Source organism: Luteibacter sp. Sphag1AF, assembly GCF_014192715.1.
GTDB lineage: Bacteria > Pseudomonadota > Gammaproteobacteria > Xanthomonadales > Rhodanobacteraceae > Luteibacter.
In genome coordinates, this window is sequence record NZ_JACHYH010000001.1 from 38,680 (window position 1) to 65,560 (window position 26,881).

Genomic DNA, 26,881 nt, shown 5'->3' on the forward strand with positions numbered 1-26,881 from the left:
TTGCTCGCAATGGAGCGAACACTCGCGGGCGACGCCACGCCACCGCGACGAGCAAACCCGACACACCATCTGGCGCGCGCTGACCGACGCCCGCCTACCCCATTCCTAAACTCTGGCGACCTTCCCACGCAAAGGACGCACATGGATATGCTGCCGCCGCAGGCCCCGCCTGCCATCACCCGGAATGTTCATCAGGAAGCCACGGCGGCGTTTGATCGCCTCGTGGGATTGCAGGCATGGCTGGCCACCGAGCAGGCCGCCATCCCGTCCACACCCGAGGTCATTGACGCAGGCTCACTGCCCCCCTTCCTGGACGCCATCACCGCTTACTGGAACGCGCCATCCACAGATGGCACGCCGCGACGTACCGCGCTCGCAGACCGCATCGCGGTCGCAGCCTACGACCTTGGCCAACTGGCCAGGCAGGACGGCAACATGGACGACGCTGCCCTGGCAACCATCCGTCAGATGACCTCTGCGGGACCTTCCCCACTTCCGGCGCACATCAGGGTCAGCGAACTGATGTTCGGCGACGTGGCATATGCCGGTACCTTGCTCGTACAGGACGATCAGGCTCCGGAGCGCGTACTCGCTTTCTCCGTCGAACAGGGTTGGGAGTCGTTTCCGGATACCGACACCGCCTACGCCGCCCTGGGCCAACGCGCGCGCCGCACGCTGACCCTGGTGCATGATCTTCCCGGCATGGCGCATCAGGACGCATCCCGGGTGACGATCGACACGGTCGTCAGTTCGCGTGACGTCGCCACCTCGCCTTTCGTCGCCCTGACCGAACGCATGATTGACGTTCAGCGCAGCAGGCTGAACCAGGCGTGGTTTGAGTTCCTGATCGGTGAAGATGGACAGCAACGCAACGCAGCCTTTGCAGACAACGTGTTTGATGCGCTGCGCCTGGATCAGATGCTTGATGTCAGCCAGGTGCTCGCCGTGCGCCATGCCGCGCTGATCGAAGCGTTCAACGAACAACGCCTGACGCGTGTTCCCGTGCAGGTGGCCAGCGACTGGCGCGAAGCCGAAGCCATTCACCAGGCAACGCTGGATGCGGTGACCTTCGAGGATACGAACCTTCTTTCGGCACCCCTGTCCCTGGCCGAGTATGCGACCGGCGCGCTTCGCGATGCGCTCAACGCACAGGGCGTCACGCAGGACCCGGCCGATATCCGCATCCGCATCGACCCCTCGAATGATCCGGCCGCTTACCTGGGGTCGCTGCAAGCCCTGTTCGAGGGCACCACGCCGTCTCATATCAGCCTGATCGAGCTCGCCTGCCAGAACGTTGCCGCTTTCGACCTGGCGCGACTGAGTGCCCAGACCATCGACGGGCAGCCCATTCCCGCACTGGACGACGCGACCATCCGCCGCATCATACGAGCGGCCGACCTGCATACTCACTACCGCGCCTACACAGACACGACCTTCCGCAGCGGACCTGATGCACCCCTGCGTCGCAATCACGCCGTCAGCATGCAGCAGGCACACATGTTTTTCCTCGCGCAGGAAGCGCGCCTGTCGTACTACCTGGACGACGCGTCGCGATCATTCCTTCCTGACCGATCCGAACGTGGCTACCAGTGGATCAAGGCTGTGCTGGACCATCCCGCCGCCGCGGGACGCGCGCGCGTCGAAGGTCACGAGATCGTCGTGAACCAGATGACGTATCTGGAAACACCGCTGCGCGATGTGCTGGCCATCAGCGTGCGCGACGCCCGAAGTGTGGGCAGCGTGGTGCTGTACACGCCCGATGCGCCCGACGGCATCACCTTTCGCGAGTTTGCAGACCGGGCCGAAGCCGGACGACGCTTCTTCTATCACCCTGCTTTCCGCGAATATCTGCTCGACCGCCTGCCCGCCGACTTTGCGCAGGTGCTGCCCAACGGCGTCGCGCGAGCATTCGCCGGGGACAATCTTGCCAACTGGGTACTGGGCTCCGGCTCGGACACGGCCTACACGAAGACCCAGGCGCCTTTCAGCGAGCGCGAAGTCTCGGGCGATTTCCTTGACGCTGCCTACAACGTGGAGGTCCAGCTCGCCCTGCGCAACATTCACACGCTGACGCGGAGCGCCGAACAGGCTCAGTGGTCCTGGCTGGTGGACAGATACCGCACGGGGCTCACCGCACGCATCGTCGAGGACACGATCACCAGCATCGCCTCTGCACCCGCGCGCGCAGCGCAGGCCGCGTGGCGCTTCTACGACAACGTCAAGGCAGGCGACGACGTGCAGGCCTTTGTCGACTTCGCTGACTTCTACAGCGCCTCGCTTACCGCTGCGGCTCCCGTCTACGCGCTGAGTACGCCCGCGCTGGCTCACTCCATCACCGGCGCACGCTTTCAGAACGCCGGGCGCCTCGCCGAAGCGCGACCCGCCGTGCAGCCCGTTGTCGTTTTCGAGTCGCGCTTCGCGGCGAAAGGCGTCCGGCGGACAGGCGACACGAATCGTGCAGGCGTGTTCACCAGCGAGGGCAAGCATTACATCGAACACGGCGGCCAGGTGTACGCCGTGCGCTACGACGCCGACTACGGCACCTGGCGCCTCACGCGCCCCAACGGCGGGGCCGCATTCCGCGGGCCGGCGATCCAGCGCACAGCCACAGGGGGCTGGGCACACAACCGCGTCGGCCTGCGCGGGGGCACAGGGCGCGGTGAAGGACGCATTGCTGTGCGCCGCGACGTGTATGACGAATTCACCGACGAGATGGAGCGCGCCTTTCCCGATCCGCATGAACTGGACGTGGTCCATACGCAGATGCAGCGCGAACTGCTTCATCACGTGCCCGCCCAACTCAGTGAGACACAGCGGCACCGCTGGCACGCCGCCCTCAACGCGGCACGCCACCGGCTCGGACAGGCGCAGCCTGCGCATCCGTTGCCTCCGCAAGACCTCTCCGGTGCGCGACCCGTGGCGGAAGTACCCCGGGGCTATACCGCAGTGCGGCCGTCGGACGTTCCCGAGGAACTCTGGTACTACGGAAGCCGCCCCTTCCGGACAAGCGCACTCCACAGAACGATGGCCGCGAGCAACCATGGATTCCGGCCCAACTGGGCGGCCATCGACACGGAAAGCCTGGGCATGGGACAGCAAGGTATACGCCTGTCGACCGTCCCGCCGACATCGCCGCTTCATTTGATCCGATCCGTTTCAGCCGGGCCGGTGAGGGTGCGCATACGAACGTTCGCCGTCCGCATCAACGCGCGGCGCGTTCTCGCGCGTACCGAACCCTCCGGGGCCCCCTACGCCGACTTGCTGCGCAGGGAAGGTGGTGAGGGACACCACTACTTGTTGCGGACCAACACTGACCGGATGGTCAACCTCTACCGGGGCGAGCACGAAGTCCTGTCCAGTCTGCCTGCGGAGCCCCTGTAACGACTCCTGACGTTGCGCTGGTCACTCGTTGACCAGCGCAACGCAAGTCATTGGCAGATCACTCGTATCGAAGGTTATCCACAGGTTTATGCCATGCGTTTCCACAGCGCCTGTGGATAGAAACGTGCCCGCTCTAAAGAACGAGCGGGCGATCTGGCAACTCGTTGCGCCGGGGCGTTCCATCCGCCGGGAAATGGCGTACCAGCAGGGCATTGGCCGCAGCCACCCCGGCGATCATGCCCTCGCGCCAGCGTCCCGCACTGAATGCCTGACGCATCTGTGCGGTGATGGTGTCCCATTCGGCCTGCCCTACCTTCGCCACGATGCCGCGGTCTGCCACGATCTCGATGCGATGCTCGGCCAGCAACACGTAAAGCAGCACGCCGCAATTGTCGTGCGTGTCCCACACGCGCAGATGCGTGAACACATCCAGAGCATGCGCCTGCACGGTATAGCCCCGAAGCACGGCGCCCACAGGCAAGCGGGATTCGATGACCACGCGAAGTTCGCCGCGATGCGATGCTTCTCCGGCACTCACATCACGCGCGATAGCATCCAGAACGTCGGCCGGAAACTGGCGGTGCAACTGAAACCATTCGGAGAACAGATTGGCGAACACGCGCTGCATATCCATTACCAGCTCCCCGACGAACCGCCGCCACCAAAACTGCCGCCGCCGCCGCTGAAACCGCCGCCACCGCCGCCCCCACCGCCAAAGCCTCCACCACCAAAACCCCCGCCTCCGCCAAACCCACCCCAACCACCCCCGCCGATGAAGCGGGAGGCGCCACCGGGAATGGCCGCGAAAATGCCGCCGACCAAGGCCGCCACGAGGCCAAGACCCAGCGACGCTGCGATCAGCCAGACAATCCCGCCCGCGACAGCGCCGCCCACGGGCGCGCGCACCCACCAGGGCGTTGCGCTGAGGAAACCTTTGACGGCAAGCACCACCACAATGAGGATGAAGAACCAGTTGCTGCCACCGCGACGACGCTCGTGCGATTCGTCGGGTGCCACGGGCGGCGGAAGCGCTTCGCCCTGCACGATCTGCGTGATCGCGCCGACCGCGTCGTTGATGCCGCCGTAGTAATCGTTGTTGCGGAAACGCGGTGCGATGTATTCACGGATGATGCGCGACGCAATCGCGTCAGGCAGCGCGCCTTCAAGCCCGTAGCCTGTTTCGATGCGCACGCGCCGGTCGCCCTTGGCGATCAGTAGCAGTACGCCGTCGTCCACACCTTTGCGGCCCACCTTGTTGGCTTCGGCCACTTTCAGCGAATAGCTTTCGATATCGTCCGGCTGCGTCGAATTGACCATCAGCACGATGACCTGCGCACCCTTCGCCTTTTCCAGCGCACTGAGCTTGCCATCCAGTTCGCCGATCTGCTGAGCCGTCAGCGTTCCGGTCTGATCGGTAACGTGACGGCTCAACGTGGGGACCGCGGCCTCATCGGCCCACGCGCTGCTGGCCCATGGCAGCAGCAAGGCTGCCAGGCAGGCCAGCATCCGGCCCCGGAGGCGGAACATCAGCGCGTGGCCGCAGGCGCCGGAGCAGCGGGCGTGCTGCCGAAGTCGACCGTGGGCGCCGTGGAGATGGCTTTTTCGTTCTCGACGCTGAAGTTGGGCTTGATCTTGTAGCCCATGACCTTGGCGGTGAGGTTGTTCGGGAACGACCGGATCAGCGTGTTGTAGGACTGAACCGAGGCCACGTAACGGTTGCGCGCCACGGTGATGCGGTTTTCCGTGCCTTCCAGCTGGGCCTGAAGGTCGCGGAACGAACCGTCCGCCTTGAGCTGCGGATAGTTTTCGCTGACCACCATCAGGCGGGACAGCGCACCGCTGAGCTGACCCTGAGCCGCCTGGAACTTGGCCAGCGCCTCCGGATCATTCAGAAGTTCGGGCGTGACCTGCACGCTGCCGACTTTGGCACGGGCATTGGTCACTTCGGTAAGCACGCGCTCTTCGTGCTGGGCATACCCCTTGACGGTATTGACGAGGTTGGGCACCAGGTCGGCACGGCGCTGGTACTGGTTCAGCACTTCGGACCAGGCGGCCTTGACGGACTCATCCTCTCGCTGGATGGCGTTATAGCCACAGCCGGACAAAAGAAGGACGACGAGCAGCGTTGCGGCAGCGCGCAGGAATTTCATGGCGAAGGCTCCTTGCATGGGAGCGCTATAGAAGCATCGCGAGGCCAGCCGATGCAATCGCCCCGGTCATGACGGGGTGCGCCGTTCAGATCCAGCGGGGCCCGAGAATCAGCGCCCAGGACACCACCACCATGGTCATCAGGATGAACACAGCGGCCGATCCCATGTCTTTGGCGCGCCCGGCCAGCTCGTGGAACTCAGGGCTGACCTTGTCCACCACGGCCTCGATGGCCGAATTGAGCAGTTCAGCCGACAGCACCAGCATCGGGAAGAGGATGAGGAGAATTTTCTCAATCGGCCCGTGCCCCAGCCAAAGGCCCAAGGGCACGATAACCACGGCCAGCCACACCTCCAGCCGGAAGGAGGCCTCATGGCGATAGCCGGCGGCCAGCCCTTTCATCGACCAGACAAAGGCCGCCGCGATCTGTCGCGGACCTCGATTTTCGGTACTGGCCATGAATTCAGGCGCCCTCGGTGATGCAGGAGATTGCGGGTGGCATGCAAAGCCCGACTGTGCGTCAGGAAGCCCCGTATCATGCCATAGGGGAGCACCCGACTCGCCTGGAGGGCCCTTTGGCCCGGCCAGGGGCTGCCACACCCGCATGTCCTTGCGATGACGCCCGGCGGCAATATTTGGGTTACGCTTGACCGGTTGTGGCCTGGTTCAGGCTCGCGATGCGGGAGACGGCACTTCGGCGCCGCCTCGTCCCCGGCAATACTTCGGAAGACCCAATGGCAACCCAGAACCCGGCAATCCAGACACCACCCGTTTCACAGACCAAGTCCTTCAGTACCGTATTCCTGATCGAGATGTGGGAGCGCTTCGGCTTCTACGGCATGCAGGTGCTGATGGTCACCTACATGGTAAAGAAGCTCGGCTTCGGGGACAGTGACGCAAACCTCGTCTGGGGTGCTGCGGCGGCCCTGATCTACGCCACCCCCGCCATCGGTGGCTGGATCGGCGACAAACTGCTGGGCACCCGCCGCACCATGCTTACCGGTGCCGTGGTCCTGGCAATGGGTTACGCCCTGCTCTGGGTTCCGACCAACAACCCGTATTTCCTGTACATGGCGCTCGGCGTCATCGTCGTCGGCAACGGCATGTTCAAGCCGAACGCCGGCAACCTCGTGCGCAAGATCTACGAGGGCGACGAGGTGCGCATCGACAGCGCATTCACCATTTACTACATGGCGGTGAACATCGGCTCCACGGTGTCTATGCTGCTCACCCCGTGGATTCGCGACTACGTGGGCAAGCAGTATGGCGATGCCCTCGGCTGGCACACCGCGTTTGGCGTGTGCTCGATCGGCCTCGTGCTGGGCCTCATCAACTATGCGCTGATGCGCCGCACGCTGGCTCACGTGGGCTCCGCCCCGGACGAGCAGCCGCTGAACGTCTCGCGCGCCCTGGGCGTTTTCCTCGGCGGCATTGCGCTGGTGCTCGCTTCTGCGTTCATCCTCCAGAGCAAGGCCATCGCTCAGGCCTGCGTATACGCCGCCGGTGTGGTGATCCTGTTCATCTTCGCCCACCTCATCCGCTCCAGCGCACGCAACGAGCGCGCGGGGCTGGTGGCGGCACTGGTGCTGACGGTGCAGACGATCTTCTTCTTCGTCTTCTACCAGCAGATGTCGACCTCGCTGAACCTGTTTGCCCAGCGCAACGTCAACCTCTCGTTCGACCTGTTCGGCTTGCACCTGTTCAACTGGATTCCGGAACAGTTCCAGTCGCTCAATGCGATCTGGATCGTGGTCCTCAGCCCCGTCCTCGTGTTCATCTACAACACGATGGGCCGCACCGGCAAAGATCTCCCGATTGCCGCGAAGTTCGCACTGGGCTTCCTGGCCGTTGCCGCCGGCTTCTTCATGTACGGCGTGGGCAGCCACTCGGCCATCGCCGGCCAGGTGTCGTCCTGGTACATGGTGTGGGGCTATGGCCTGTACTCCCTGGGTGAGTTGCTGGTCAGCGGCCTGGGCCTGGCCATGATCGCCCGCTACGTGCCGGCGCGCATGGGTGGCTTCATGATGGGCGCCTACTACGTGGCCGTGGGTGTCGCCCAGTACGTGGGCAGCGTGGTGGCCAATCTGGCGGCCATTCCGAAGGATCTGACCGATCCGGTGCAGTCGCTGACCATCTACACCAGCCTGTTCAACAAGCTGGGCTTTGCGGGCGTGCTCTGCACGGCCATCGCGGTGGCCATGCTGCCGCTGATGAAGAAGCTCTCGCTGAGCCATGCGCTGGGGAATATCCCGCCCGTTCCGCCGGTACACAACGAAGACCTGTAAAATAAAAGGCCACCCCTCACCGGGTGGCCTTTTTCTTCATGGCATTGCCACCTTCCCCGTGACCGATCAACGCAAATCGCTGCGCCCCCGCTCAGGCCCCTTCGCCCTCGCGCGAACCCTGGCGTGGCTTCGCCTGTGTGCCATTGCCGGGCAGAGCGTGGCGATCATGTTCTGCTCCACGGTCATGGGCATGGACGTCGCGCTGCTGCCGCTGTTCATCGGCGTGGGCATGCTTGCCATCTTTGCCGCGTACGCCTCCTGGCGCCTGCTGCAGCCGTGGCCGCTCAGCGAATGGGAAGCCGTGGTGCACATCGCGGCCGACACCATGGTGCTGGGCTATCTGCTGTATTTCACGGGCGGCGCCAGCAACCCCTTCGTGACCCTGCTGCTGGTACCCATCGCGCTCGCGGCAGCGGCGTTGACGGTGGGGGGCGTATCGGTCGTTGCGGCGCTGGCCGGTCTGGCTTACGTCCTTCTGGTGCCTTTCCACGTGCCGCTGCCAACCAGCGGCAGCCAGGCCACCGACTTCGATCTGCACGTGGCCGGCATGGGCGTGAACTTCATCGTTACTGCGGTGCTGCTGGGCGTGTTCATCAGCAACCTGGCACGCACGCTTCGCATGCAGCAGTCCGAAGTGCAGCGTGTACGCGAACGCGCCCTGCGCGACGAAGGCATTCTCGCCATCGCCACCCAGGCAGCCGGCGCGGCGCACGAACTGAATACGCCGCTGTCCACTATGCGCACGCTGCTGCCGGAGTTGCAGCGCGAACACGCGGCGGACAAGGTGCTCGCCGACGACCTGGAATTGCTGCAGGGCCAGGTGGATCGCTGTCGCACCATTCTTCGCGAGATGGTGGCCTTCGGTCAGGCGCAGCTGTCTCAGGTGCCTGAGCGGCTGACGCTGGACGCGTTCCTGCACGGCTGCCTGGAGCGCTTCCAGTTGCTGCGCCCGGAAGCCGACCTGGAAGTGCTGCTCAGTGACGCTGCCGGCGCGACCCTGCTGCGTTCGCCGCCCGGATTGCGCCACGCGCTCATCAACCTGCTCAACAACGCCGTGGACGCTTCGTCCCTCAACGACAGCGTGGCCGTGACGCTGGAAGCCCGCGTCGATGGTGCCTGGCTGGAGCTGATCGTCAGCGACCACGGCCCCGGCTTTGACGAAGAAGACGACGAACTCGGCACACTGGGCCAGTCGCGCAAAACCACCGGTCTCGGCCTTGGGCTCGCCCTGGCCGAAGCCACGGCGGAACGCCTCGACGGCGAACTGGCCGCCACCAATACTGACCGGGGAGCCGAGATGCGACTGCGTCTGCCTCTTGCGGTCATCGGAGAGCGCACATGAGTGAACACGCCGTACCCGTTCCGGGCCGTCCCCTGCTGATCATCGACGACGACACCACGTTTGCCCGGGTGCTGACCCGCGCGCTGTCGTCGCGTGGCTTTGAAGTCATCGCCACCGACAACGCCGATGATGCGCGCGCCCTTACCCGTCGCCATCAGCCGCGCTACTGCGTGCTGGATCTGAAACTCGGTGACGAAAATGGCCTGCGCCTGATTCCCGAATTGCAGGCACTGGTGCCGGACATCCGTGTACTGCTGCTCACCGGCTATGCCTCCATTGCCACGGCCGTGGAAGCGATCAAGCGCGGCGCCCACGACTATCTGGCCAAGCCTGTCGACGCCGATGCCGTGGTACGCGCCCTGCTGGACGGCGACAGCGGCACTGAAAACGACGACCTGCTGGACGCTCCCGATGCCCCGCTGCCATTGCGTCGGCTGGAGTGGGAACACATCCAGCGCGTGCTGACCGAATGCGAAGGCAACATTTCCGAAACGGCCCGTCGCCTCGGCATGCACCGGCGCACGCTGCAGCGCAAGCTCAGCAAGCATCCGGTGCGCGAGCGTCCCGAAGAATCCTGACCGGAGACAAAACCATGTGGCGTCGACTTCTGCTTGCCTGCCTTCTGCCGTGTGCTGCGCTCGCGCAGGGTCACGATGGCATGTCCATGAACCATGCCATGCCCATGGAAGGCCACGCGTCCACGCTGGGCTTCAGCGCCGCGCTGGATAGCCATGGCCGCTTATGGGTCGTGGATGTCGATGGCCAGCATGTACGGGTGCGCCATTCCGACGACATGGGCCGCACGTTGAGCGAGCCGGCCATCGTCAATGCGGTGGCCGAACCGGTGTATGCCGAAGGCGAGAACCGGCCGAAGATCCTCATCGGCCCCGCCAACGAGATCTACGTGAGCTGGTCGCAGCCACGCAAGGCGCCGTGGACCGGCTTCGTGCGGTTCGCGCGCTCGCTGGACGGCGGCGCGCATTTCGACACCCCCGTCACCGTGCACAGTGATCGCCAGGAAATCACCCACCGCTTCGATTCCATCGCCCTGGATGGCAAGGGCCGCATCGTGGTGGCGTGGATCGACAAGCGCGACATGGAAGCGGCCAACGCCGCAGGCAAAACGTATCTTGGCGCGGCCACGTATTACACGTGGTCAGACGACCGCGGCGCCACATTCCGGCCGGAACGAAAGATCACCGACCACAGCTGCGAGTGTTGCCGCATCGCGCTGGCGAAGACCCCGGACGGCAACGTCGCCGCATTCTTCCGCGCGGTCTATGGCGACAATATCCGCGATCACGCTTTCGCCGTGTTGCCGACCAGCAACGCTGCCGTCCAGCCGCAGCGTGCCACGTTCGAGCAATGGCACATCGAAGGTTGTCCGCATCACGGCCCGTCGCTCGCCATCAGCAACAGCGGCGTACGCCATGCCGTGTGGTTCAGCGCGGTGGACGGACACGCGACCATCCACTACGGACAACTGCAACCGGGCAAGTCACCCGTCCATCTCATGGATGTGGCCACGCAGGGCGCCTCCCATGCCGATATCGCCGTCGCTGGCAAACATGTGTGGATTGTCTATCACCAGCAGTCGGCTGATGGCCTTTCGCTGATGGTGCGTGAGTCCACCGATGGCGGCACATCGTTCCAGGACGCCCGGGAAATTGCCCGCACACCATCGAGCGCGGGCTGGCCCGAGCTGGTGCTGCTGCGCGACCGCGCCTTCGTCGCGTGGAATACCGCAGAGGGGTTTCGTCTGGTGCCCACCGAGGCGCTGCAATGAAAGCCTTTTTGCTTGCGCTGGTTCTGGGTCTCGCACCTGCCGCCGCGTGTGCCGGCGACATCACGGTGCTGTCTGCCAGTGACGTGAAAGCACTGACCGCACCGCCCGCACGCGGCGAGCGCGTCATCGCGCTCTGGGCACTGGACTGTGCTTATTGCGAAGAGAACCTGAGCGCGCTGGCAAAACTCGCGCATGACCACGCTGACATGGAGCTGGTGTCGGTCGCCACGGACAGCATCAGCCAGCGTGAACTCATCCGCGCACGGCTGGCCAACGCGGGCCTTTCCACGCTGACCGCACGCGCGTACGCCGACGCAACACCGGAGCGCATCAACTTTCTGATCGATCCGGGCTGGGGTGGCGAAACACCGCGCACGCTGGTGATCCGGGCGGATGGGTCACGGATGGGAATCAGTGGACTGTTGAATGCCGCAGCCCTGAGCCGTATCGCGACTCCCTGAGGGAGCCGGATCGCTCGCGAACGAATCACTCGGCCTCCGACAATCCATCATCCTCGTCGCCATAAATCGCCACATGCGGCACACCGTCCGCACCGATCCAGCCACGGAACATGCCGTCCGTATTGAACGGCATGGCGATATGCCCGTCACGGTCCAGTGCAATGGCGCCGCCGTTGCCGCCCAGTGACGGAATTTCCTGATTGATGACTTCCGCCGCGGCACGCGACAACGGCACACGCATCTGCGTCACCCGCATGCACACCTCGTGCGCGGCCACGGTGCGGATGTAAAACTCGCCCCAGCCCGTACCGGACATCGCACAGCCGTCATTGGCATAGGTGCCCGCACCGATCAATGGTGAATCACCGATGCGTCCCCAGCGCTTGTCGGTCATGCCACCGGTCGAGGTGCCTGCCGCCAGATGACCTGCGGCATCCAGTGCCACGGCGCCCACGGTGCCGAAATGCTTCGCTGTTTCCTCATCCGCGTGCGGCACTTTCTGCGCGTCTTCTTTCAGCGCCTTCTGCAATTGCTGCCAGCGCTCTTCGGTACGGAAATAGGATGGATCGACCAGTTCCACGCCGTTCTCTTTGGCGAATGCTTCAGCGCCTGCGCCAGCCAGCATCACGTGCGGTGAGTGGTCCATGACGCTGCGCGCCAGCAGAATCGGATTCCTGACCCGCTGTACACCTGCAATCGCGCCCGCCTTCAACGTGGAGCCATCCATGATGGCTGCGTCGAGTTCGTTCTTGCCCTCGTGGGTGAAGACGGCACCCTTGCCCGCGTTGAAATTCGGATCGTTCTCCAGAACCACGATCGCTGCGCTCACTGCATCCACGGCCGCCTTGCCCGACTTCAGTTCGGCATAACCTGCGGTCAGCGCCTGAGTCAGCGCCGCGCGCACTGCCTTATCTCTGGCGGGCGACATGTCGCGCTTGATGACGCCAGCGCCGCCATGAATGACCAGAACCGGCGTCGCGGCGGATACCCATCCTGCGACCGCCATCGACGCGATGGCCAGAGCAAATGAAATGTGACGCTTCATGGCTAACTCCCTGGAGACGGGAGCGAGTATAGCTAGCCGTCGACGGCCTGCGGATGCGGAAAACGAATGCTGGCCACACGCGCCGCACCCGGCAATGCGCGAAGCTCCAGCGGCCACTGGAAACGGTCGCTGAGGCGACGGGCGATAGCCAGATCAAAGCCATGCCGGTCGACCGAGGCATGCGCCTTGCGTACAGCCTGCGAGCCCGGCGCATCGATGGACGGATTGATGACGCTCACGCTGCCCGGCATCACGGTCACCACGATCTTGCCCTGATCGGTCTGTTGCAGCGCGTGCCGGATCAGCTGACCGCAGAGCACGGCAAAGACGCGCGGGGACGCATGCAGGGCAAACGTCGCCGGCTCATCCAATACCAGCTCGACCGGGCGACCCACCGTCAACTCGCGTGCGTACTCCACTTCCTGGCGCAGCACGTCGTTGACGATGAAATCTTCTTCGACCAGGCCCTTGTCCGACTCGCGCGACAGAATGAGGAAGGCTTCCACCAGCGCCTCAAGTTCACGCGTGGAGCGGCGGATGCGCTCCAGAGAACGGTGGCCGAACTCACTGAGTGCGGGTTCATCGGAGAGCATGTCCGACGACATCTTGATGACCGTGAGCGGGCTGCGCAATTCGTGGCTGGCGTCGCGGGTGAAGTTGCGCTCGCGTTCACCAAAGCTCTCGATGCGCGACGCAAACCCCTGGAGGCTTTTCACCAGCGAGATCACGTCGTGATCGGACCTGCGCGCATAGCTGCCCGCGCCGAACACATCCATATCCGGCTGATTCGGATCCCAGCGTTCCATGGCGCGGGCCAGTGCGGACACCGGCTGCCACTCCCGTGCCACCGCCAGCCACGAAAGGCCGCCGGAGCAAAGAACCACGGCGAGGACTGCCCACACCGGCGCAACGTTATTCATCCCCATGAAGATCGCCACAACGACGACGGCAATCTGGAGAACGAATACGATGGCCAGCCGGTGGGCAAATGTCCCACGCCGCGCCACTGCCTGTTTGACCCTGCCTTCCATCCTGTCTACACCCAGCCTTCCTGATTCAAGCTGATTGAGAGGCGGCGACTTCGGAATCGAGGTCGGCCAGACGGTAACCCGCCGAATGAATGGTGTGCAGCAGTGGATGATCAAACGGCTTGTCGATCACCCGACGCAGGTTGTACAGGTGCGAACGCAGCGTGTCCGAATCGGGCAGCGTGTCGCCCCAGATTTCGCGTTCGATGTCACGACGGCTGACCACACGCGGAGATTCGCGCATGAGGATGGCCAGAAGCTTGAGACCAATGGGCGAAACCGTCAGTTCCGAACCACCACGGGTCAGGCGCAGGGTGGCCGTGTCCAGCGTCATGTCGCCAACCGTCAGCACTTCGGAGGAGACCTGGCGGCGGTCGCGGCGAATCAGGGCGCGCAGGCGCGCTTCCAGTTCGCGTACTTCAAAGGGCTTCACCAGATAATCGTCGGCACCGGCTTCCAGGCCAACCAGTTTGTCTTCCAGCGTGTCACGCGCGGTCAGCATCAGCACCGGCGTCGATTTCTTGCCGTCCTTGCGAATCTTGCGGCATACGTCCAGACCGTCCATGCCCGGAAGCATGAGGTCCAGCACAACCACGTCGTAGCTGTTGGCAACGGCAAGATGCAGGCCAATGACGCCGTCCTGGGCGTAGTCGACCGTGTAGCCCTTGCGCTCAAGAAACTCACCCACCATCTCGGCGATCTGGCGGTGGTCCTCAATCAGCAGGATCATCCCGCTCTGTAAGTCGTGTGCACTCATCAACCTGCTCCTTTGCTGATTCACAAATGTGAAGAGTTAACGGTCGGGCCGGTGAGAGCAGCGTGAAGACCGGAAATGCCATTCATTTTCCGGCGAGGGATGTGCACGAAAGGTGTGGGAACCGCAGTGGTCGTCATAGCAGTGCCTGCAGTTTCGACCACACATTTTCCGCCACCCGTGGCTCGCCCTGCGCTGTGGGATGAAGGCCGTCTTCCTGCATCACCGCAGGGTTCGTTGCCACGCCATCCAGCAGGAAGGGCAGGAGTGTTGCCTGGTGCCTGGCAGCCGCATCCGCATACACCTTGCGCAGCCCGTCGCGATACTGCGGGCCGTAGTTGACCGGCAATTCGATACCCAGCAAAAGCACCTTCGCACCGGCCTTCCTGCTCGCCGAAATCATGGTGTCCAGGTTGTCCGCGAACTGGGTCAGCGACAGCCCTCGCAGCCCGTCGTTGGCGCCCAGCTCGATCACCACGACACCTGGCTTGTACTTTTCCAGCAGCCCCGCGATGCGGTTGCGGCCGCTCAGCGAGGTCTCCCCGCTGATGCTGGCATTGACGAGCGTCCACGGCGGCACCATCTTCGACGTGCGCGCTTCCAGCAGATGCACCCATCCGGCCTCCACCGGAATGTTGTGCGCGGCCGACAACGAATCCCCGAGCACCAGCACATTGCGCGGCGAAGGCGCCGCGGCAATGGCGCTGGTGCACCACAGGACCAGCAACAGGATCAGGCAACGACGCATGAGCGATTCTTCCCGTGTTCTTCTCGAAGTGGTCGATGTTAGCAAGTCGGTTTCAGGCCCGGAGGGCCGCCTCGATATCCTGACCGGCGTGAACCTCGCGGTGGCCGCCGGCGAAAGCTTCGCCATCGTTGGCGCCTCAGGGTCTGGCAAGACCACCCTGCTCGGCCTTCTCGCCGGGCTGGACGTACCCACCTCCGGCAGCATCCGGCTGGACGGGGGCGCACTGGAGGCGATGGACGAGGAAGAGCGCGCCGCCGTGCGCCGCCGCCTCGTGGGCTTCGTGTTCCAGTCCTTCCATCTGCTGCCCGCCCTCACGGCGGAAGAAAACGTCATGTTGCCGCTGGAGCTGGAAGGCAACGATGACGCCCGAGAACGCGCCCGCGTGGCGCTGGAATCAGTGGGGCTTGGCGGACGACGCCGTCACTATCCCGCGCAGCTGTCCGGCGGTGAGCAGCAGCGCGTGGCGCTGGCGCGCGCCTTCGTGCATCGACCGCGGGTGCTCTTCGCCGACGAGCCCACCGGCAACCTCGACCAGCACACGGGTGAGCACGTGGGTGATCTTTTGTTCGAGTTGAACAAGACGCATGCCACCACCCTGATTCTGGTGACTCACGATCCCAAGCTGGCTGCACGCTGTACACGCAGCGCCGCGCTACATGATGGCCGCCTCGGAGTGGGCGCGTGAACGTCCTTCGCCTGGCCGTCCGCACGCTGAGGCGCGAATGGCATCTGGTTGAACTCAGGACGCTGGCCGCGTCGCTGGTGCTGGCGGTGGTGGCGCTCGGCGTGGTCTCCACCTTGTCCACGCGCATCGAGCGGGGCGTGCTGGCCAGTGCTGCCGAACTCATTGGTGGCGACATGGGCATCTCTGCGCCTTCGTCGCTGCCTGCCCCGCTGGCCGAGGCCGCACGCAACGATGGCCTGGCGGTCACGCGCGGCGCCACCTTTCCCAGCGTGGCGTTCGTCGATCAGCGCAGCCAGCTGGTGGACGTGCTGGCCAGCGACGCGTCGTATCCGTTGCGCGGCACGCTGGAAATCCGTGGCATCGACGGCAAGGATCGCGTGGCCCATGGCCCGGCCCAGGGCGAGGTGTATCTCGATCATCGCGCGATGGTGGGACTGGGCGTGCAGCCGGGACAGACCCTGCAACTGGGTGGCCGCGACCTGAAAGTCACGGCGGAACTCATGCGGCTTCCCGATGGCGGCGAACTCTTCGCGCTGGCACCGCGCGCCATGATGAGCCTGGACGACGCCAACGCCGCCGGCCTGCTGGCCACCGGCAGCCGCGCGCGTCATCGCCTGCTGGTGTCGGGCGCGCCAACGCAGGTAGCGCGCTGGCGCAGCTTCGTGGAAAGCCAGACGCTTCCGCAGGGCGCCGAACTCATCACGCCGGAGCAGACACAGGAGCGCATGCGCACCGCGTTTGATCGCGCCAGCTCTTTCCTGCGCCTGACCGCCCTGCTTTCCGCGCTGCTGGCTGGCGTGGCCATTGCGTTGGCGGCGTCGCGCTATGCACGCCGCAAGACGGCTGAAGTGGCGTTGCTGCGCGCGCTGGGAACCCCACGCCGTCGCGTGGCAGCCCTGCTGGTCACCACACTGGCCGCGCTCGCCCTCCCCGCGGCAGCCATCGGCGTGGCTCTTTCGCTGGCGCTGGCACAGGGTGCCTGGTACTTCGCCAGCCAGTTGTTTGCAGGCGTACCGACCACGTTGCCGCTGGGCCCGGCATTCGCCGCTGCTGCCGTGGGGCTGGCCGTACTGGCGGGCTTTGCGTTGCCGCCGCTTGTGCGCCTGGCCGAAGTGCCGCCCGTCGCCGTGTTCCGCGACAGCGTCACACGGCGTGCGCGCCGGTTTGACGCGCTGTATCTCGTGCCGCTGGTCGTCGCACTGGCGCTCGTGTGGCTGCAAAGCGACTCCGCGCGTCTGGCCGGTATCCTCGCCGTCAGCCTGAGCGGCGTCGCGCTGGTCGCCGCCGGCCTCAGCGCGTTGCTGCTGTGGGTAGCACGACGCGTGGCGCCTGGCGCGCATCCTGCGTTGCGTCTCGGCCTTGCGGCGCTGGCGCGTCGCCGTGGCCTCAGCCTGATTCAGGCCACTGCCTTGTCGCTGGGACTGTGTGCGCTGTTGCTGCTGGCCGTCGTTGCCCCCGCGCTGCTGGACGGCTGGCGGCGCGAGCTGCCCGCCGACACACCGAACTGGTTTGCCCTCAATCTTCAGGACGATCAGCGCCACTCCTTCGAGCAACGCCTCGGCACACTCGGCGCCAACAAGCTGAACATGTTGCCACTGGCCGTAGGCAAGCTCACCGCGATCAACGGCCGCCCCATCGACCAGCTCACCTTCACCGATGAGCGCGCCAGAGAATGGGCGGATCGCCAGTTGCGCCTGTCATGGAGCGGCGATCTGCCGCCATCGAACAAGGTGGTGCAAGGCCAGTGGTCCGGCGCGTCGCCAGAGGAAGCGGAAGTGTCCATCGACACGTCGTGGCGGGACATGTTCGGTCTGAAGGTCGGAGATCACATGCACTTCGTCATCGGCGAAAGTGATGTGGAGGCACGCGTGGCCAATGTTCGCCAGGTCGACTGGAGTTCGTTCCGGGTCAACTTCTTCCTGCTGCTGGACCCGAAGCACTCGGCGGATCTGCCACACACGTGGCTGGCCAGCTTTTATCTGTCGCGCGGGCACGCGGACGATCTGGCCCGCCTTTCGCGTGACTACGGCAACCTCAGCCTCATTGATGTCGATGCGCTGCTCGATCGCGTACGCGAGATTGTTGATCGCGTGGGAACCGCTGTTCGCTGGGTGCTCGGTTTCAGCCTGCTTGCCGGTGCCCTGGTGCTTACCGCTGCGCTGGCTGCCAGCGCGCAGGAGCGTCGCCACGAAGCCGCACTGCTGCGCACGCTGGGCGCACGTCGCGGTCAGCTGCGCGCGGCGGCGGCATGCGAGTTCGCGCTACTCGGGCTGGTCGCCGGGCTCACGGCCGCACTGGGTGCGGCCGGTGCCGGATTATGGATAGGCACCGCGATCTTCCGCATCGAAGGCTTCGTGCCACCCGTGTGGCCACTCATCGGTTCAGCAGCACTCGCCGCGTTCGTCGTGATGCTGATCGGTCTGCTGGGTACGCGCCGCGTGCTGCGCACATCGCCGATGGAACTGCTGCGCGAATAGGCAAGGCCACTGCTGCCTGTGGGAGTGTAGTGAGCCTGCTCACTCCCACCGCAGAGTCACCGTTTCGCGGTTGTTTTTTAAGCAGCGCAACGCAAGTCACTGGCCGCAAAGGCCCCATCGCACTTATCCACATGCTTATGCAGTGACTGTCCACACCTGCTGTGGATAACCGCGCTTTTCCATGGGGGCAAGCTCGTTCTCACCGCAGCAACGTGATGCTCCGTGCGTGGTCGATTTTTAAGCAGCGCAACGCAAGTCACTGCCGGCCAAGGCTGCTTTGCACTTATCCACATGCTTATGCAGTGACTGTCCACATGCGCTGTGGATAACAATGCACGCAAAAAAATCCCGCAGAAGACGCCAGTCTTCTGCGGGATGTTCTGATTCAAAACAGCGTTGCGTAAAGCGGCGTTTACTCGCCGCGCATGCGCACGTCGTCAAGCTCTTCCGTGCGCTGACGTGCAGCAGCACGCTCAGCGTCGAAGAACTGCTGCACCTGCATGCAGACATCCCACGTGCCCTCACCGCCAGCAGCGGACACGAGGAACCACGGCTGCGTCCAGTTCAGGCGCTCGACAATGTCGTTGGCCACACGATTCAGTTCGTCCTTGTCGGAGAACACGTCGGCCTTGTTGATGACCAGCCAGCGCGGACGCGTGACCAGTTCCTCATCAAACTTCGCCAGTTCCTGCTCGATGGTCTGCACCTGCTCCACCGGATCGGAACCGTCGATGGGCGCAATGTCGACCACATGCAGCAGCAGACTCGTGCGCGACACATGACGCAGGAACTGGATGCCCAGACCCGCACCATCGGCTGCGCCTTCAATCAGGCCGGGAATGTCGGCGATGACGAAGCTCTGGTCGGTGCCGATGCGCACCACGCCCAGGTTGGGGTGCAGCGTCGTGAACGGATAATCGGCCACGCGCGGCGTCGCCGCCGACACGGCACGAATAAACGTGGACTTGCCGGCGTTCGGGAAGCCGAGCAGACCGACGTCGGCCAGCAGACGAAGTTCGAGCTTCAGCTCGCGCACTTCGCCCGGCGTGCCCGGCGTCATCTTGCGCGGCGCGCGATGCACTGAACTCTTGAAATGGATGTTGCCCAGGCCACCACGACCACCCTGCGCCACCTTCAGGCGCATGCCGTTGGCGGTGAGGTCGCCGATCACTTCGTCGGTATCGACGTTGGTGATGACCGTACCCACCGGCACGCGGACTTCGATGTCGTCACCGCCCTTGCCGTACATCTGGCTACCCATGCCGCCCTGACCGCGAGGCGCCTTGAACGTGCGCTGGTGACGGAAGTCGACCAACGTGTTCAGGCCTTCGTCCGCAACCAGCCAGACCGAGCCGCCGTTGCCGCCGTCGCCACCATCGGGGCCACCGAAGGGAATGAATTTTTCACGACGGAAGCTGACGCAGCCGTTGCCGCCGTCTCCGGCCGTGACCTTAATGTTCGCTTCGTCGACGAATTTCATGGGTATTGCCTGACCTTGAAGTGGCCCGGCCCATTGTAAGCCGATGCCTGAAACCATTGCCGCATAAACGAAAGGCCCCGCCTGAGCGGGGCCTTTGCTGTCGCATCGAGCGAGGCGATTAAGCCTGGACGACGTCGACGAACTTGCGACCCTTGTCGCCGCGGACCTTGAAGGCAACCGTGCCGTCAACGAGCGCGAACAGGGTGTGGTCGCGGCCGAGACCGACGCCAACGCCTGCATGGAACTTGGTACCGCGCTGACGCACGATGATGTTACCGGCTTCAACAGCCTGGCCACCGTAGATCTTCACACCGAGATACTTCGGGTTCGAATCGCGACCGTTGCGGCTGGAACCTACGCCTTTTTTATGTGCCATGACTCATATCCTCCAGCAGATCAGGCAGTGATGCCAGTGATCTCGATTTCGGTGTAATGCTGACGATGTCCCTGCTGCTTCTTGCTGTGCTTGCGGCGGCGGAACTTGATGATGCGGATCTTATCCGCGCGACCGTGGTTGCGAATCTTCGCGCTGACGGTGGCACCGGCGACCAGCGGGGCGCCGACGGTGATCGACTCACCTTCGCCAACCAGGAGAACCTGGTCGAACGTGAACGTGGAATCGACTTCGGCGTTGAGCAGCTCCACGCGCAGGACTTCGCCCTGCATGACGCGATACTGCTTACCGCCAGTCTTGATGACTGCGTAGCTCATGGGATTATCCCTTCTGTAGTTCTTCTTGGGGGTACTGCGAATCGCGAATTATAGCTACCTCGGAAAGGCGAGGTCAAACAGGGGGTTGGGGGCGCCCAAGGCAGCGGCAGAGGGGAAGCCCGGTGGGGCTTCCCTCGGTGAGCCAGATGGCTCGCCTTCCCCGGATGAAAAGCTCATCTCGCTGTTTTTGTTACTTTTTCTTCGACGGAGCCTTGGCCGGCGCAGCAGCGGGCGCTGCGGCAGGCGCCGTAGCCGGGCACTGCCCCTGAGCGTTCAGGGTGCCCTGGGTGCGCAACTGGGAAATCATCTGCTCGCCGCGCTCGCGCCCCCAGGCCTGGCCCACGACCATGCCTTCGGACATCGTGGCGGGCATCTGGGTGATGACCTTCTGGCCCAGCGGCGATTTGTAGAACGTAAGCAGACCGTCGATATCTTCGGCCGTGAAATGCTTCTGGTAGACGGGCACCATGCGGCTGATGAGCTGGTTGGTGGCGTTGGCGTCAACGAAACCCTGCCAGTAGCTGGCCGGGACGCACGGAAGCGACTTCTGCATGACCGCCGCCATCTGGCCGTTCATCGCACTCAACATGCGTCCCATGCCCACGGCGTCCATCAACTGGCGAACCTGCTGCTCGCTGGGCGGTGCCGCAAGCGCCTGACCCGCACAACCCGCCAGCGCAAGGCCGACGGCAATCCCTGTCCACTTCCGCATCGCTACGCTCCTCAATGATGATTGACGCGCCCCAGACAGGGCGGCGTTGCATATTAGCCACGAACGACCGGCCCCTGAACACCTGGGGTGTTTGCGGCCCACCGCCGCGTCCCTGAAAGGGAACCCTGAGCCCATGCCGTCTGCCCGCCTCCTGCCTCTGGTCTGCCTTATCGGCTGCGGTTCCACCGCGGCTGCCGATTACCGCGACATGGCTCTGGCGCCCATCTGCGCGGGCATTGCCAAATCCCGCCCGGCCGATCCGGAGCACATCTTTCACCCCCGTCTGGTGGCCAAACCCAGGGGCGGCCCCATTCCCGCCGACCTGACCATGGAGCTGCACCAGCCCGACGGCCGCACCTCGCCGGTCGTACTGGACGCCGACCATACGTTCGATCCGCGCTGCGAAGTGGCCGGGATGCCCGAGTCCACCATCCGGATCAACTACCCGAAGTCCCGTCTCGACTTCGACATGACCTTCCCGGCCCGCGTGCCGCCCGGCACGAGCATGTCCTACGCGACCCTGGCCGAATCCGTGCCGGTGATGATGGAGGCCATCCGCTTGCAGGCGGGCCTGCTGCGGATCTTCGCGCCCAAGGTGCGCGGACTGAAGCTGATCTTCCCCGGCCCCGGCCAGACGGCCACCATCGACGGGCCGGACGGGCGCAAGACCTACGCGGCCGACCCGCGCGGCGTGGCCGTCGTTCCCTGGAAACCGGAGTGGGAAAAGGCCCGCGTTACCCTGAGCACGCCCCTGAAAGGACTGACACCAGACCTGCGCTGAACGCGTGTCAGCAGTCTTGTCCACAGGCCGTCCACGCCCTCTTGCTATAGTCGGCGACTTCCCCCACTTCGCTGCGTACATGGACACTATTCGCATCCGCGGCGCTCGCACGCACAATCTCAAGAACATCGACCTGGACCTCCCCCGCGATCGCCTGATCGTGATTACGGGACTATCCGGCTCGGGCAAATCCTCGCTCGCTTTCGACACGATTTATGCCGAAGGTCAGCGCCGCTACGTCGAATCACTTTCGGCGTACGCGCGACAGTTCCTGTCGATGATGGAAAAGCCCGACGTCGATCACATTGAAGGCCTTTCGCCGGCCATCTCCATCGAGCAAAAATCCACCTCGCACAATCCGCGCTCCACCGTGGGCACGATTACCGAGATCTACGATTACCTGCGCCTGCTGTATGCCCGCGTAGGAACCCCGCGTTGCCCGACCCACGGCATCCCGCTGGAGGCACAGACCATCAGCCAGATGGTCGACCACGCGCTGGCGCTGGACGCCGACAAGCGCTGGATGCTGCTGGCACCGGTCATCCGTGAGCGCAAGGGCGAGCACGTGCAGGTGTTCGACCAGCTGCGCGCGCAGGGCTTCGTGCGTGCGCGCGTCGACGGCGTGGTGTACGACCTGGACGCCGTGCCGGCGCTGACGCTGCGCCAGAAACATACAATCGAAGCGGTGATCGACCGCTTCCGTCCGCGCGAAGACATCAAGCAGCGCCTGGCCGAATCCTTCGAGACCGCCATCCGTCTCGGCGACGGCATTGTGGTGCTGGTGGACATGGACGACGAGAAGGCAGACGAACAACTGTTCTCGTCGCGCTACTCCTGCCCGATGTGCGACTACTCGCTACCGGAGCTGGAACCGCGCCTGTTCTCGTTCAACTCCCCCGTGGGCGCCTGCCCCACCTGCGACGGCCTGGGCGTCACCCAGGTGTTCGACGGCGCGCGCGTGGTGGGCCATCCGGAACTCAGCCTGGCTGGCGGCGCCATCCGTGGATGGGACCGTCGCAACGCGTACTACTACCAGATGATCGTTTCGCTGGCGAAGCACTACGGCTTCGACCCGGACACGCCGTGGCGCGAGCTGCCCAAATCCGTGCAGAACGCCGTGCTGCGCGGCTCGGGCAAGGACGTGATTCCGTTCCGCTATGTCACCGAGCGCGGCGGCAAGGTCACCCGCGAGCATCGCTTCGAAGGCATCCTGGTCAACCTTGAGCGTCGCTACAAGGAAACCGAATCGGCCGCTGTCCGCGAAGAGCTTTCCAAGTACATCGCCGATCATCCCTGCCCCGATTGCGAAGGCCAGCGACTGAACCCGTCGGCCCGCAACGTGTTTGTGGCTGACCGCGCCATTCCGTCCCTGACCTCGCTGGCCATCGACGACGCGCTGGGCTTCTTCCAGAAGCTTTCACTGCCAGGCTGGCGCGGCGAGATCGCCGTCAAGATCGTGAAGGAAATCAGCGAACGCCTGACCTTCCTCAACGACGTGGGCCTGAACTACCTCACCCTGGATCGCCAGGCTGATTCGCTCTCCGGTGGCGAAGCCCAGCGCATCCGCCTGGCCAGCCAGATTGGCGCGGGCCTCGTGGGCGTGATGTACGTGCTGGACGAGCCGTCCATCGGCCTGCATCAGCGCGACAACGAACGCCTGCTTGGCACCCTCACCCGCCTGCGCGACCTCGGCAACACCGTGATCGTGGTGGAACATGACGAGGACGCCATCCGTGCAGCCGACTACGTGCTGGACATCGGTCCCGGCGCGGGCGTGCACGGTGGCGAGATCGTCGGTCAGGGCACGCTCGACCAGCTGATGAAGTCGCCGCGTTCGGTCACGGCAAAATACCTTTCCGGCGAGCGTGGCATTGCGGTGCCCGAGACGCGCCGCGAAGCACGCGACGACCAGTGGATCGAACTGAAGGGTGCGTCCGGCAACAACCTGAAGAACGTGGATCTGGCGATTCCCGTGGGCGTGTTCACCTGCATCACTGGCGTGTCCGGCTCGGGCAAGTCCACCCTCATCAACGACACGCTTTATCGCCTTGCCGCTACCGAACTCAATGGTTCGAGTGAACAGGCCGCGCCGTACGAATCGGTGGAAGGCCTGGAACTGTTCGACAAGGTGGTGGACATCGACCAGTCCCCCATCGGCCGCACGCCGCGCTCCAACCCTGCCACGTACACCGGCCTGTTCACACCATTGCGCGAGCTGTTTGCGCAGGTGCCCGAGTCACGCCAGCGCGGCTACACGCCGGGCCGCTTCAGCTTCAACGTGCGCGGCGGTCGCTGCGAAGCCTGCGAAGGCGACGGCATGATCAAGGTGGAAATGCACTTCCTCCCCGACGTGTATGTTCCCTGCGACGTGTGCCACGGCAAGCGTTACAACCGTGAAACGCTGGAAGTGCTCTACAAGGGCCACACCATCGCCGACGTGCTGAACATGACCGTGGAAGATGCCTTCCGCCTGTTCGAGCCGGTGCCGGTCATTGCGCGAAAACTGGAAACGCTTCGCGCCGTGGGCCTGGATTACATCAAGCTCGGCCAGAGCGCGACCACGCTGTCCGGTGGCGAAGCCCAGCGCGTGAAGCTGTCCAAGGAACTGTCCAAGCGCGACACCGGCAGCACGCTGTACGTGCTGGACGAGCCGACCACGGGTCTGCATTTCCACGACATCGAACAACTGCTGGCCGTGCTGCATCAGCTGGTGGATCACGGCAATACCGTGGTCGTCATCGAACACAACCTCGATGTGATCAAGACCGCCGACTGGCTGGTCGACCTTGGCCCCGAAGGCGGTGCCGGTGGTGGACGCATCCTGGTCAGCGGCACGCCGGAAACCATTGCCGCCACGCCGCAGTCCCATACGGGACGTTTCCTGAAGCCGCATCTGAAGCCAGCGAAGGCACCTGCCAAAGCGGCTGCCAAAAAGACGGCCGCCAAATCCACCACGAAGCCGGTGGCCAAGACCGCCGCGAAGAAAAAGAAATCCGCATGACGACCGAAGCCAGCAAGACGCCCTCGCCCTCGCCGCTGCTGATCGCCCCCATTGCGGTGCGCTGGCGCGATCTGGACGCCTATAACCATGTCAACAATTCCAACTACCTCACCTACCTGGAAGAAGCTCGTCTGCAATGGCTGCTGACGCTGGACGGTGAGTGGTACTCGGCCGAATGCGCACCCGTGATGGCGGCCAGCCAGCTCAACTACCGCATGCCCATCGAGTGGCCGGCGCAGATCGACGTGGAGCTTTTCTGCGAGCGCGTCGGCACCAGCTCGATGACCGTGGGACATCGCATGGTCGCGCGCGATGACGCCACGCGCATCCACTGCGATGGCAACGTCACGGTGGTGTGGGTCAATCCGAAAACCGGTCGTCCGGTCCCGCTGCCCGACGCCGTGCGCAACGCCGTCACCGCGGCGGCCTGAGCCTTCCCGAGCCCGCCGCCAGCCGGTGGGCTCCGGTACATCAAGCGGCGCAATATGTTGCGTATGATCTCCGGCACATCCCCATGGAGAGTGCCATGTATCGTCGCCTGCTCACCCTTGCCGTCGCATCCGCCGTTGCCCTGCCTGCCCTCGCGGCTGAGCCGCCGGTGAGCATCACGCTCTATCGCGCCGATGGCGACTCGCTGTTCCAGACCACGGGAGAGGCCTTCTCCAGCGACGGCTACGCCGTGGTGCACGAGCGCCGGGATTTCGATCTGCGCAGCGGCGTCCAGGACCTGACAGTGGACGGCCTTCCCGCCGCACTGGACAGCGAAGCCATGTCGCTTCGCTTCCCCGGCAAGAACACCTCCGTCGTATCGCAGCGACTGCTGCTCGGCCAGGGTTATACCGGCGCCGTCGCAGGCCTGGTTGGCAAACAGGTCGTCGTGATCGGCAGCAGTGGCCAGCCCATCGTCAGCGGCGTATTGCAGCGTGGTGGCGACGGTCTCGTGGTCAAGGACAGCAGCGGCCAGTCCACGCTGGTTCGCGACTACGCGGCCCTTCGCGTCGCGGGCAACAGCGATGTGGCACGCGGCTCGTCGCTTCAGGTGCGCGTCAACGCGGGCAGCGCAGGCGCATCCACGGCATCGCTCAGCTACCCGACCTCGGGTCTGGGCTGGCGCGGCGCCTACACGGCGCTCCTGGCGCCGGGCGAAGGTTGCCACATGACGCTGGACGCAGCCGCCAGCATCGCCAACCGCAGCGGCCGCGACTGGAACAGCGCCACGCTGAAGCTGGTGGCCGGCGATGCCAACCGCGCCAAGGCACCACCTGCCCGCATGTTCTCGATGGCTGCGCGCGGCGTGGCTGAGGTGCCCATGGCCATGGACGCCGCCATGCCCGAGCAGGCCACGCTCGCCGACCTGCGCACCTTCACTCTGCCCTCGCCCGTGGACCTGCCCGATGGCAGCGTCACGCAAACGCCGCTGTATGCGTCGCGCGACATCGCGTGCGAGCGCATCGCGCTGTATGAAAACGGCGGCGTATACCTTCCGCCGCAGCCGCAGTTGCAGCGCGAATTCTTCGGCGATCAGAGCACGCCGATTCAGACCGTCATCAAGATGAAGGCTTTCGACAGCATGCCCGCAGGTTACGTGCGCGTACTGATCGACGACCGCGATGGCAACGCCGAACTGCTTGGCGAAGGCCGCCTGTCCGACACCGCGAAGGGCAACGATGCCACCATCGTTCTGGGCGCAGCCTTCGACCTCACCGCGTCGCGCGAACAGACCAGCTTCACCCTCGATGACGCCGGCCACAAACTGGACGAAGGTTTCCGCGTCACGCTGAAGAATGCAGGTGACACCGCACGCACCGTCCTCGTGCGCGAGCATCCCAACCGCTGGCGTGGCTGGAAACTCACCAGCTCATCGGTCAAGGCATCGAAGCAGACGCCCGATACGATTGAGTTCAAGGTCGACATTCCGGCGCACGGCTCGGCCACGCTCGACTACGCCGTCCGTTACACCTGGACCGCTGGCGACGTGGCTCGCAACCGTTGAAACAGCAGAGGCCGACGCGTGCAACCGGCAAAGCAGTCGAAAAAGGGGTTGCTTTACGAGATC

At 64.5% G+C, this 26,881-nt stretch carries 24 protein-coding genes; 12 read left to right on the top strand and 12 right to left on the bottom strand.

All coding sequences use genetic code 11. The features are described from left to right. Window positions 1-141 precede the first annotated feature (141 nt). Window positions 142-3,381 carry a DUF6543 domain-containing protein gene (locus FHW69_RS00160; RefSeq protein ID WP_183420982.1) on the top strand — a complete coding sequence of 1,080 codons (3,240 nt, stop codon included), beginning with the start codon at window positions 142-144 and terminating at the stop codon, window positions 3,379-3,381. Between the two features lie 133 nt (window positions 3,382-3,514). On the opposite strand, the gene FHW69_RS00165 is transcribed toward FHW69_RS00160, so the two are convergent. From FHW69_RS00165 to FHW69_RS00180, 4 genes are all read right to left on the bottom strand, one after another. After that, window positions 3,515-4,015 (bottom strand): TPM domain-containing protein, encoded by a 501-nt coding sequence (locus tag FHW69_RS00165; RefSeq protein WP_183420983.1) that lies wholly within the window; start codon window positions 4,013-4,015, stop codon window positions 3,515-3,517. After that, window positions 4,015-4,908 (bottom strand): YgcG family protein, encoded by an 894-nt coding sequence (locus tag FHW69_RS00170; RefSeq protein ID WP_183420984.1) that lies wholly within the window; start codon window positions 4,906-4,908, stop codon window positions 4,015-4,017. The genes FHW69_RS00165 and FHW69_RS00170 overlap by 1 nt, the downstream gene beginning before the upstream one ends. Beyond that, window positions 4,908-5,531 (bottom strand): LemA family protein, encoded by a 624-nt coding sequence (locus tag FHW69_RS00175; RefSeq protein ID WP_183420985.1) that lies wholly within the window; start codon window positions 5,529-5,531, stop codon window positions 4,908-4,910. The genes FHW69_RS00170 and FHW69_RS00175 overlap by 1 nt, the downstream gene beginning before the upstream one ends. Window positions 5,532-5,616: 85 nt before the next feature. Beyond that, entirely contained in the window at window positions 5,617-5,988 is a 372-nt protein-coding gene (locus tag FHW69_RS00180) for a diacylglycerol kinase (RefSeq protein ID WP_183420986.1), read from the bottom strand. Window positions 5,989-6,263: 275 nt separating this feature from the next. On the opposite strand from FHW69_RS00180, the gene FHW69_RS00185 reads away from it, so the two are divergent. Genes FHW69_RS00185 through FHW69_RS00205 form a run of 5 tightly spaced genes read left to right on the top strand, consistent with a single transcriptional unit; the run spans window position 6,264 to window position 11,403 of the window. Then, a complete protein-coding gene (locus FHW69_RS00185; RefSeq protein ID WP_183420987.1) occupies window positions 6,264-7,814 on the top strand; it encodes an oligopeptide:H+ symporter in 1,551 nt (516 codons plus the stop codon). 58 nt (window positions 7,815-7,872) lie between these two features. Then, window positions 7,873-9,156, top strand: a complete 1,284-nt coding sequence (locus FHW69_RS00190) for an ATP-binding protein (RefSeq protein WP_343203933.1) — start codon at window positions 7,873-7,875, stop codon at window positions 9,154-9,156. Further along, the gene (locus FHW69_RS00195) at window positions 9,153-9,734 is read left to right on the top strand and encodes a response regulator transcription factor (RefSeq protein WP_183420989.1); all 582 of its coding nucleotides are present in this window, start codon (window positions 9,153-9,155) and stop codon (window positions 9,732-9,734) included. Before FHW69_RS00190 ends, FHW69_RS00195 begins: the two co-directional genes overlap by 4 nt. Before the next feature lie 14 nt (window positions 9,735-9,748). Beyond that, window positions 9,749-10,942, top strand: a complete 1,194-nt coding sequence (locus FHW69_RS00200) for a sialidase family protein (RefSeq protein WP_183420990.1) — start codon at window positions 9,749-9,751, stop codon at window positions 10,940-10,942. Continuing rightward, on the top strand, window positions 10,939-11,403 hold the full coding sequence (locus tag FHW69_RS00205) for a hypothetical protein (protein ID WP_183420991.1): 465 nt from the start codon (window positions 10,939-10,941) through the stop codon (window positions 11,401-11,403). The genes FHW69_RS00200 and FHW69_RS00205 overlap by 4 nt, the downstream gene beginning before the upstream one ends. A 25-nt stretch (window positions 11,404-11,428) precedes the next feature. Here the strand turns inward: FHW69_RS00205 and FHW69_RS00210 are convergent, their stop codons facing one another. The 4 genes from FHW69_RS00210 to FHW69_RS00225 all read right to left on the bottom strand — a co-directional run bounded on the left by FHW69_RS00210 (window position 11,429) and on the right by FHW69_RS00225 (window position 14,978). Next, window positions 11,429-12,448 carry an isoaspartyl peptidase/L-asparaginase gene (locus tag FHW69_RS00210; RefSeq protein ID WP_183420992.1) on the bottom strand — a complete coding sequence of 340 codons (1,020 nt, stop codon included), beginning with the start codon at window positions 12,446-12,448 and terminating at the stop codon, window positions 11,429-11,431. 32 nt (window positions 12,449-12,480) lie between these two features. Then, complete coding sequence (locus FHW69_RS00215) at window positions 12,481-13,479, bottom strand: HAMP domain-containing sensor histidine kinase (protein ID WP_183420993.1); 999 nt, start codon at window positions 13,477-13,479, stop codon at window positions 12,481-12,483. Between the two features lie 25 nt (window positions 13,480-13,504). Beyond that, window positions 13,505-14,233, bottom strand: coding sequence for a response regulator transcription factor (locus FHW69_RS00220; RefSeq protein WP_183420994.1), 729 nt, complete (start codon window positions 14,231-14,233; stop codon window positions 13,505-13,507). Between the two features lie 133 nt (window positions 14,234-14,366). Next, entirely contained in the window at window positions 14,367-14,978 is a 612-nt protein-coding gene (locus tag FHW69_RS00225) for an arylesterase (protein WP_183420995.1), read from the bottom strand. Between FHW69_RS00225 and FHW69_RS00230 the strand changes: the two genes are divergently transcribed. Then, the gene (locus FHW69_RS00230) at window positions 14,977-15,663 is read left to right on the top strand and encodes an ATP-binding cassette domain-containing protein (RefSeq protein ID WP_183420996.1); all 687 of its coding nucleotides are present in this window, start codon (window positions 14,977-14,979) and stop codon (window positions 15,661-15,663) included. The two genes, FHW69_RS00225 and FHW69_RS00230, sit on opposite strands and share 2 nt — an antisense overlap. Continuing rightward, window positions 15,660-18,140 (top strand): FtsX-like permease family protein, encoded by a 2,481-nt coding sequence (locus FHW69_RS00235; protein ID WP_183420997.1) that lies wholly within the window; start codon window positions 15,660-15,662, stop codon window positions 18,138-18,140. Before FHW69_RS00230 ends, FHW69_RS00235 begins: the two co-directional genes overlap by 4 nt. Before the next feature lie 412 nt (window positions 18,141-18,552). On the opposite strand, the gene cgtA is transcribed toward FHW69_RS00235, so the two are convergent. The 4 genes from cgtA to FHW69_RS00255 all read right to left on the bottom strand — a co-directional run bounded on the left by cgtA (window position 18,553) and on the right by FHW69_RS00255 (window position 21,043). Next, window positions 18,553-19,620: an Obg family GTPase CgtA gene (gene cgtA / locus FHW69_RS00240; protein ID WP_183420998.1), complete on the bottom strand. Its 1,068-nt coding sequence runs from the start codon at window positions 19,618-19,620 to the stop codon at window positions 18,553-18,555. A 118-nt stretch (window positions 19,621-19,738) separates the two neighbouring features. Next, window positions 19,739-19,996: a 50S ribosomal protein L27 gene (gene rpmA, locus FHW69_RS00245; protein WP_139984162.1), complete on the bottom strand. Its 258-nt coding sequence runs from the start codon at window positions 19,994-19,996 to the stop codon at window positions 19,739-19,741. Window positions 19,997-20,016: 20 nt separating this feature from the next. Beyond that, window positions 20,017-20,331 (bottom strand): 50S ribosomal protein L21, encoded by a 315-nt coding sequence (gene rplU, locus FHW69_RS00250; protein ID WP_183420999.1) that lies wholly within the window; start codon window positions 20,329-20,331, stop codon window positions 20,017-20,019. A gap of 190 nt (window positions 20,332-20,521) precedes the next feature. Next, window positions 20,522-21,043 carry a DUF2059 domain-containing protein gene (locus FHW69_RS00255; RefSeq protein WP_183421000.1) on the bottom strand — a complete coding sequence of 174 codons (522 nt, stop codon included), beginning with the start codon at window positions 21,041-21,043 and terminating at the stop codon, window positions 20,522-20,524. A 133-nt stretch (window positions 21,044-21,176) separates the two neighbouring features. On the opposite strand from FHW69_RS00255, the gene FHW69_RS00260 reads away from it, so the two are divergent. The 4 genes from FHW69_RS00260 to FHW69_RS00275 all read left to right on the top strand — a co-directional run bounded on the left by FHW69_RS00260 (window position 21,177) and on the right by FHW69_RS00275 (window position 26,818). Beyond that, window positions 21,177-21,824, top strand: coding sequence for a hypothetical protein (locus tag FHW69_RS00260; protein ID WP_183421001.1), 648 nt, complete (start codon window positions 21,177-21,179; stop codon window positions 21,822-21,824). 79 nt (window positions 21,825-21,903) lie between these two features. Beyond that, the gene (gene uvrA, locus FHW69_RS00265; protein ID WP_183421002.1) at window positions 21,904-24,825 is read left to right on the top strand and encodes an excinuclease ABC subunit UvrA; all 2,922 of its coding nucleotides are present in this window, start codon (window positions 21,904-21,906) and stop codon (window positions 24,823-24,825) included. Next, on the top strand, window positions 24,822-25,256 hold the full coding sequence (locus FHW69_RS00270; protein ID WP_183421003.1) for a thioesterase family protein: 435 nt from the start codon (window positions 24,822-24,824) through the stop codon (window positions 25,254-25,256). Before uvrA ends, FHW69_RS00270 begins: the two co-directional genes overlap by 4 nt. 95 nt (window positions 25,257-25,351) lie before the next feature. After that, on the top strand, window positions 25,352-26,818 hold the full coding sequence (locus tag FHW69_RS00275; RefSeq protein WP_183421004.1) for a DUF4139 domain-containing protein: 1,467 nt from the start codon (window positions 25,352-25,354) through the stop codon (window positions 26,816-26,818). The last annotated feature ends 63 nt before the right edge of the window (window positions 26,819-26,881 follow it).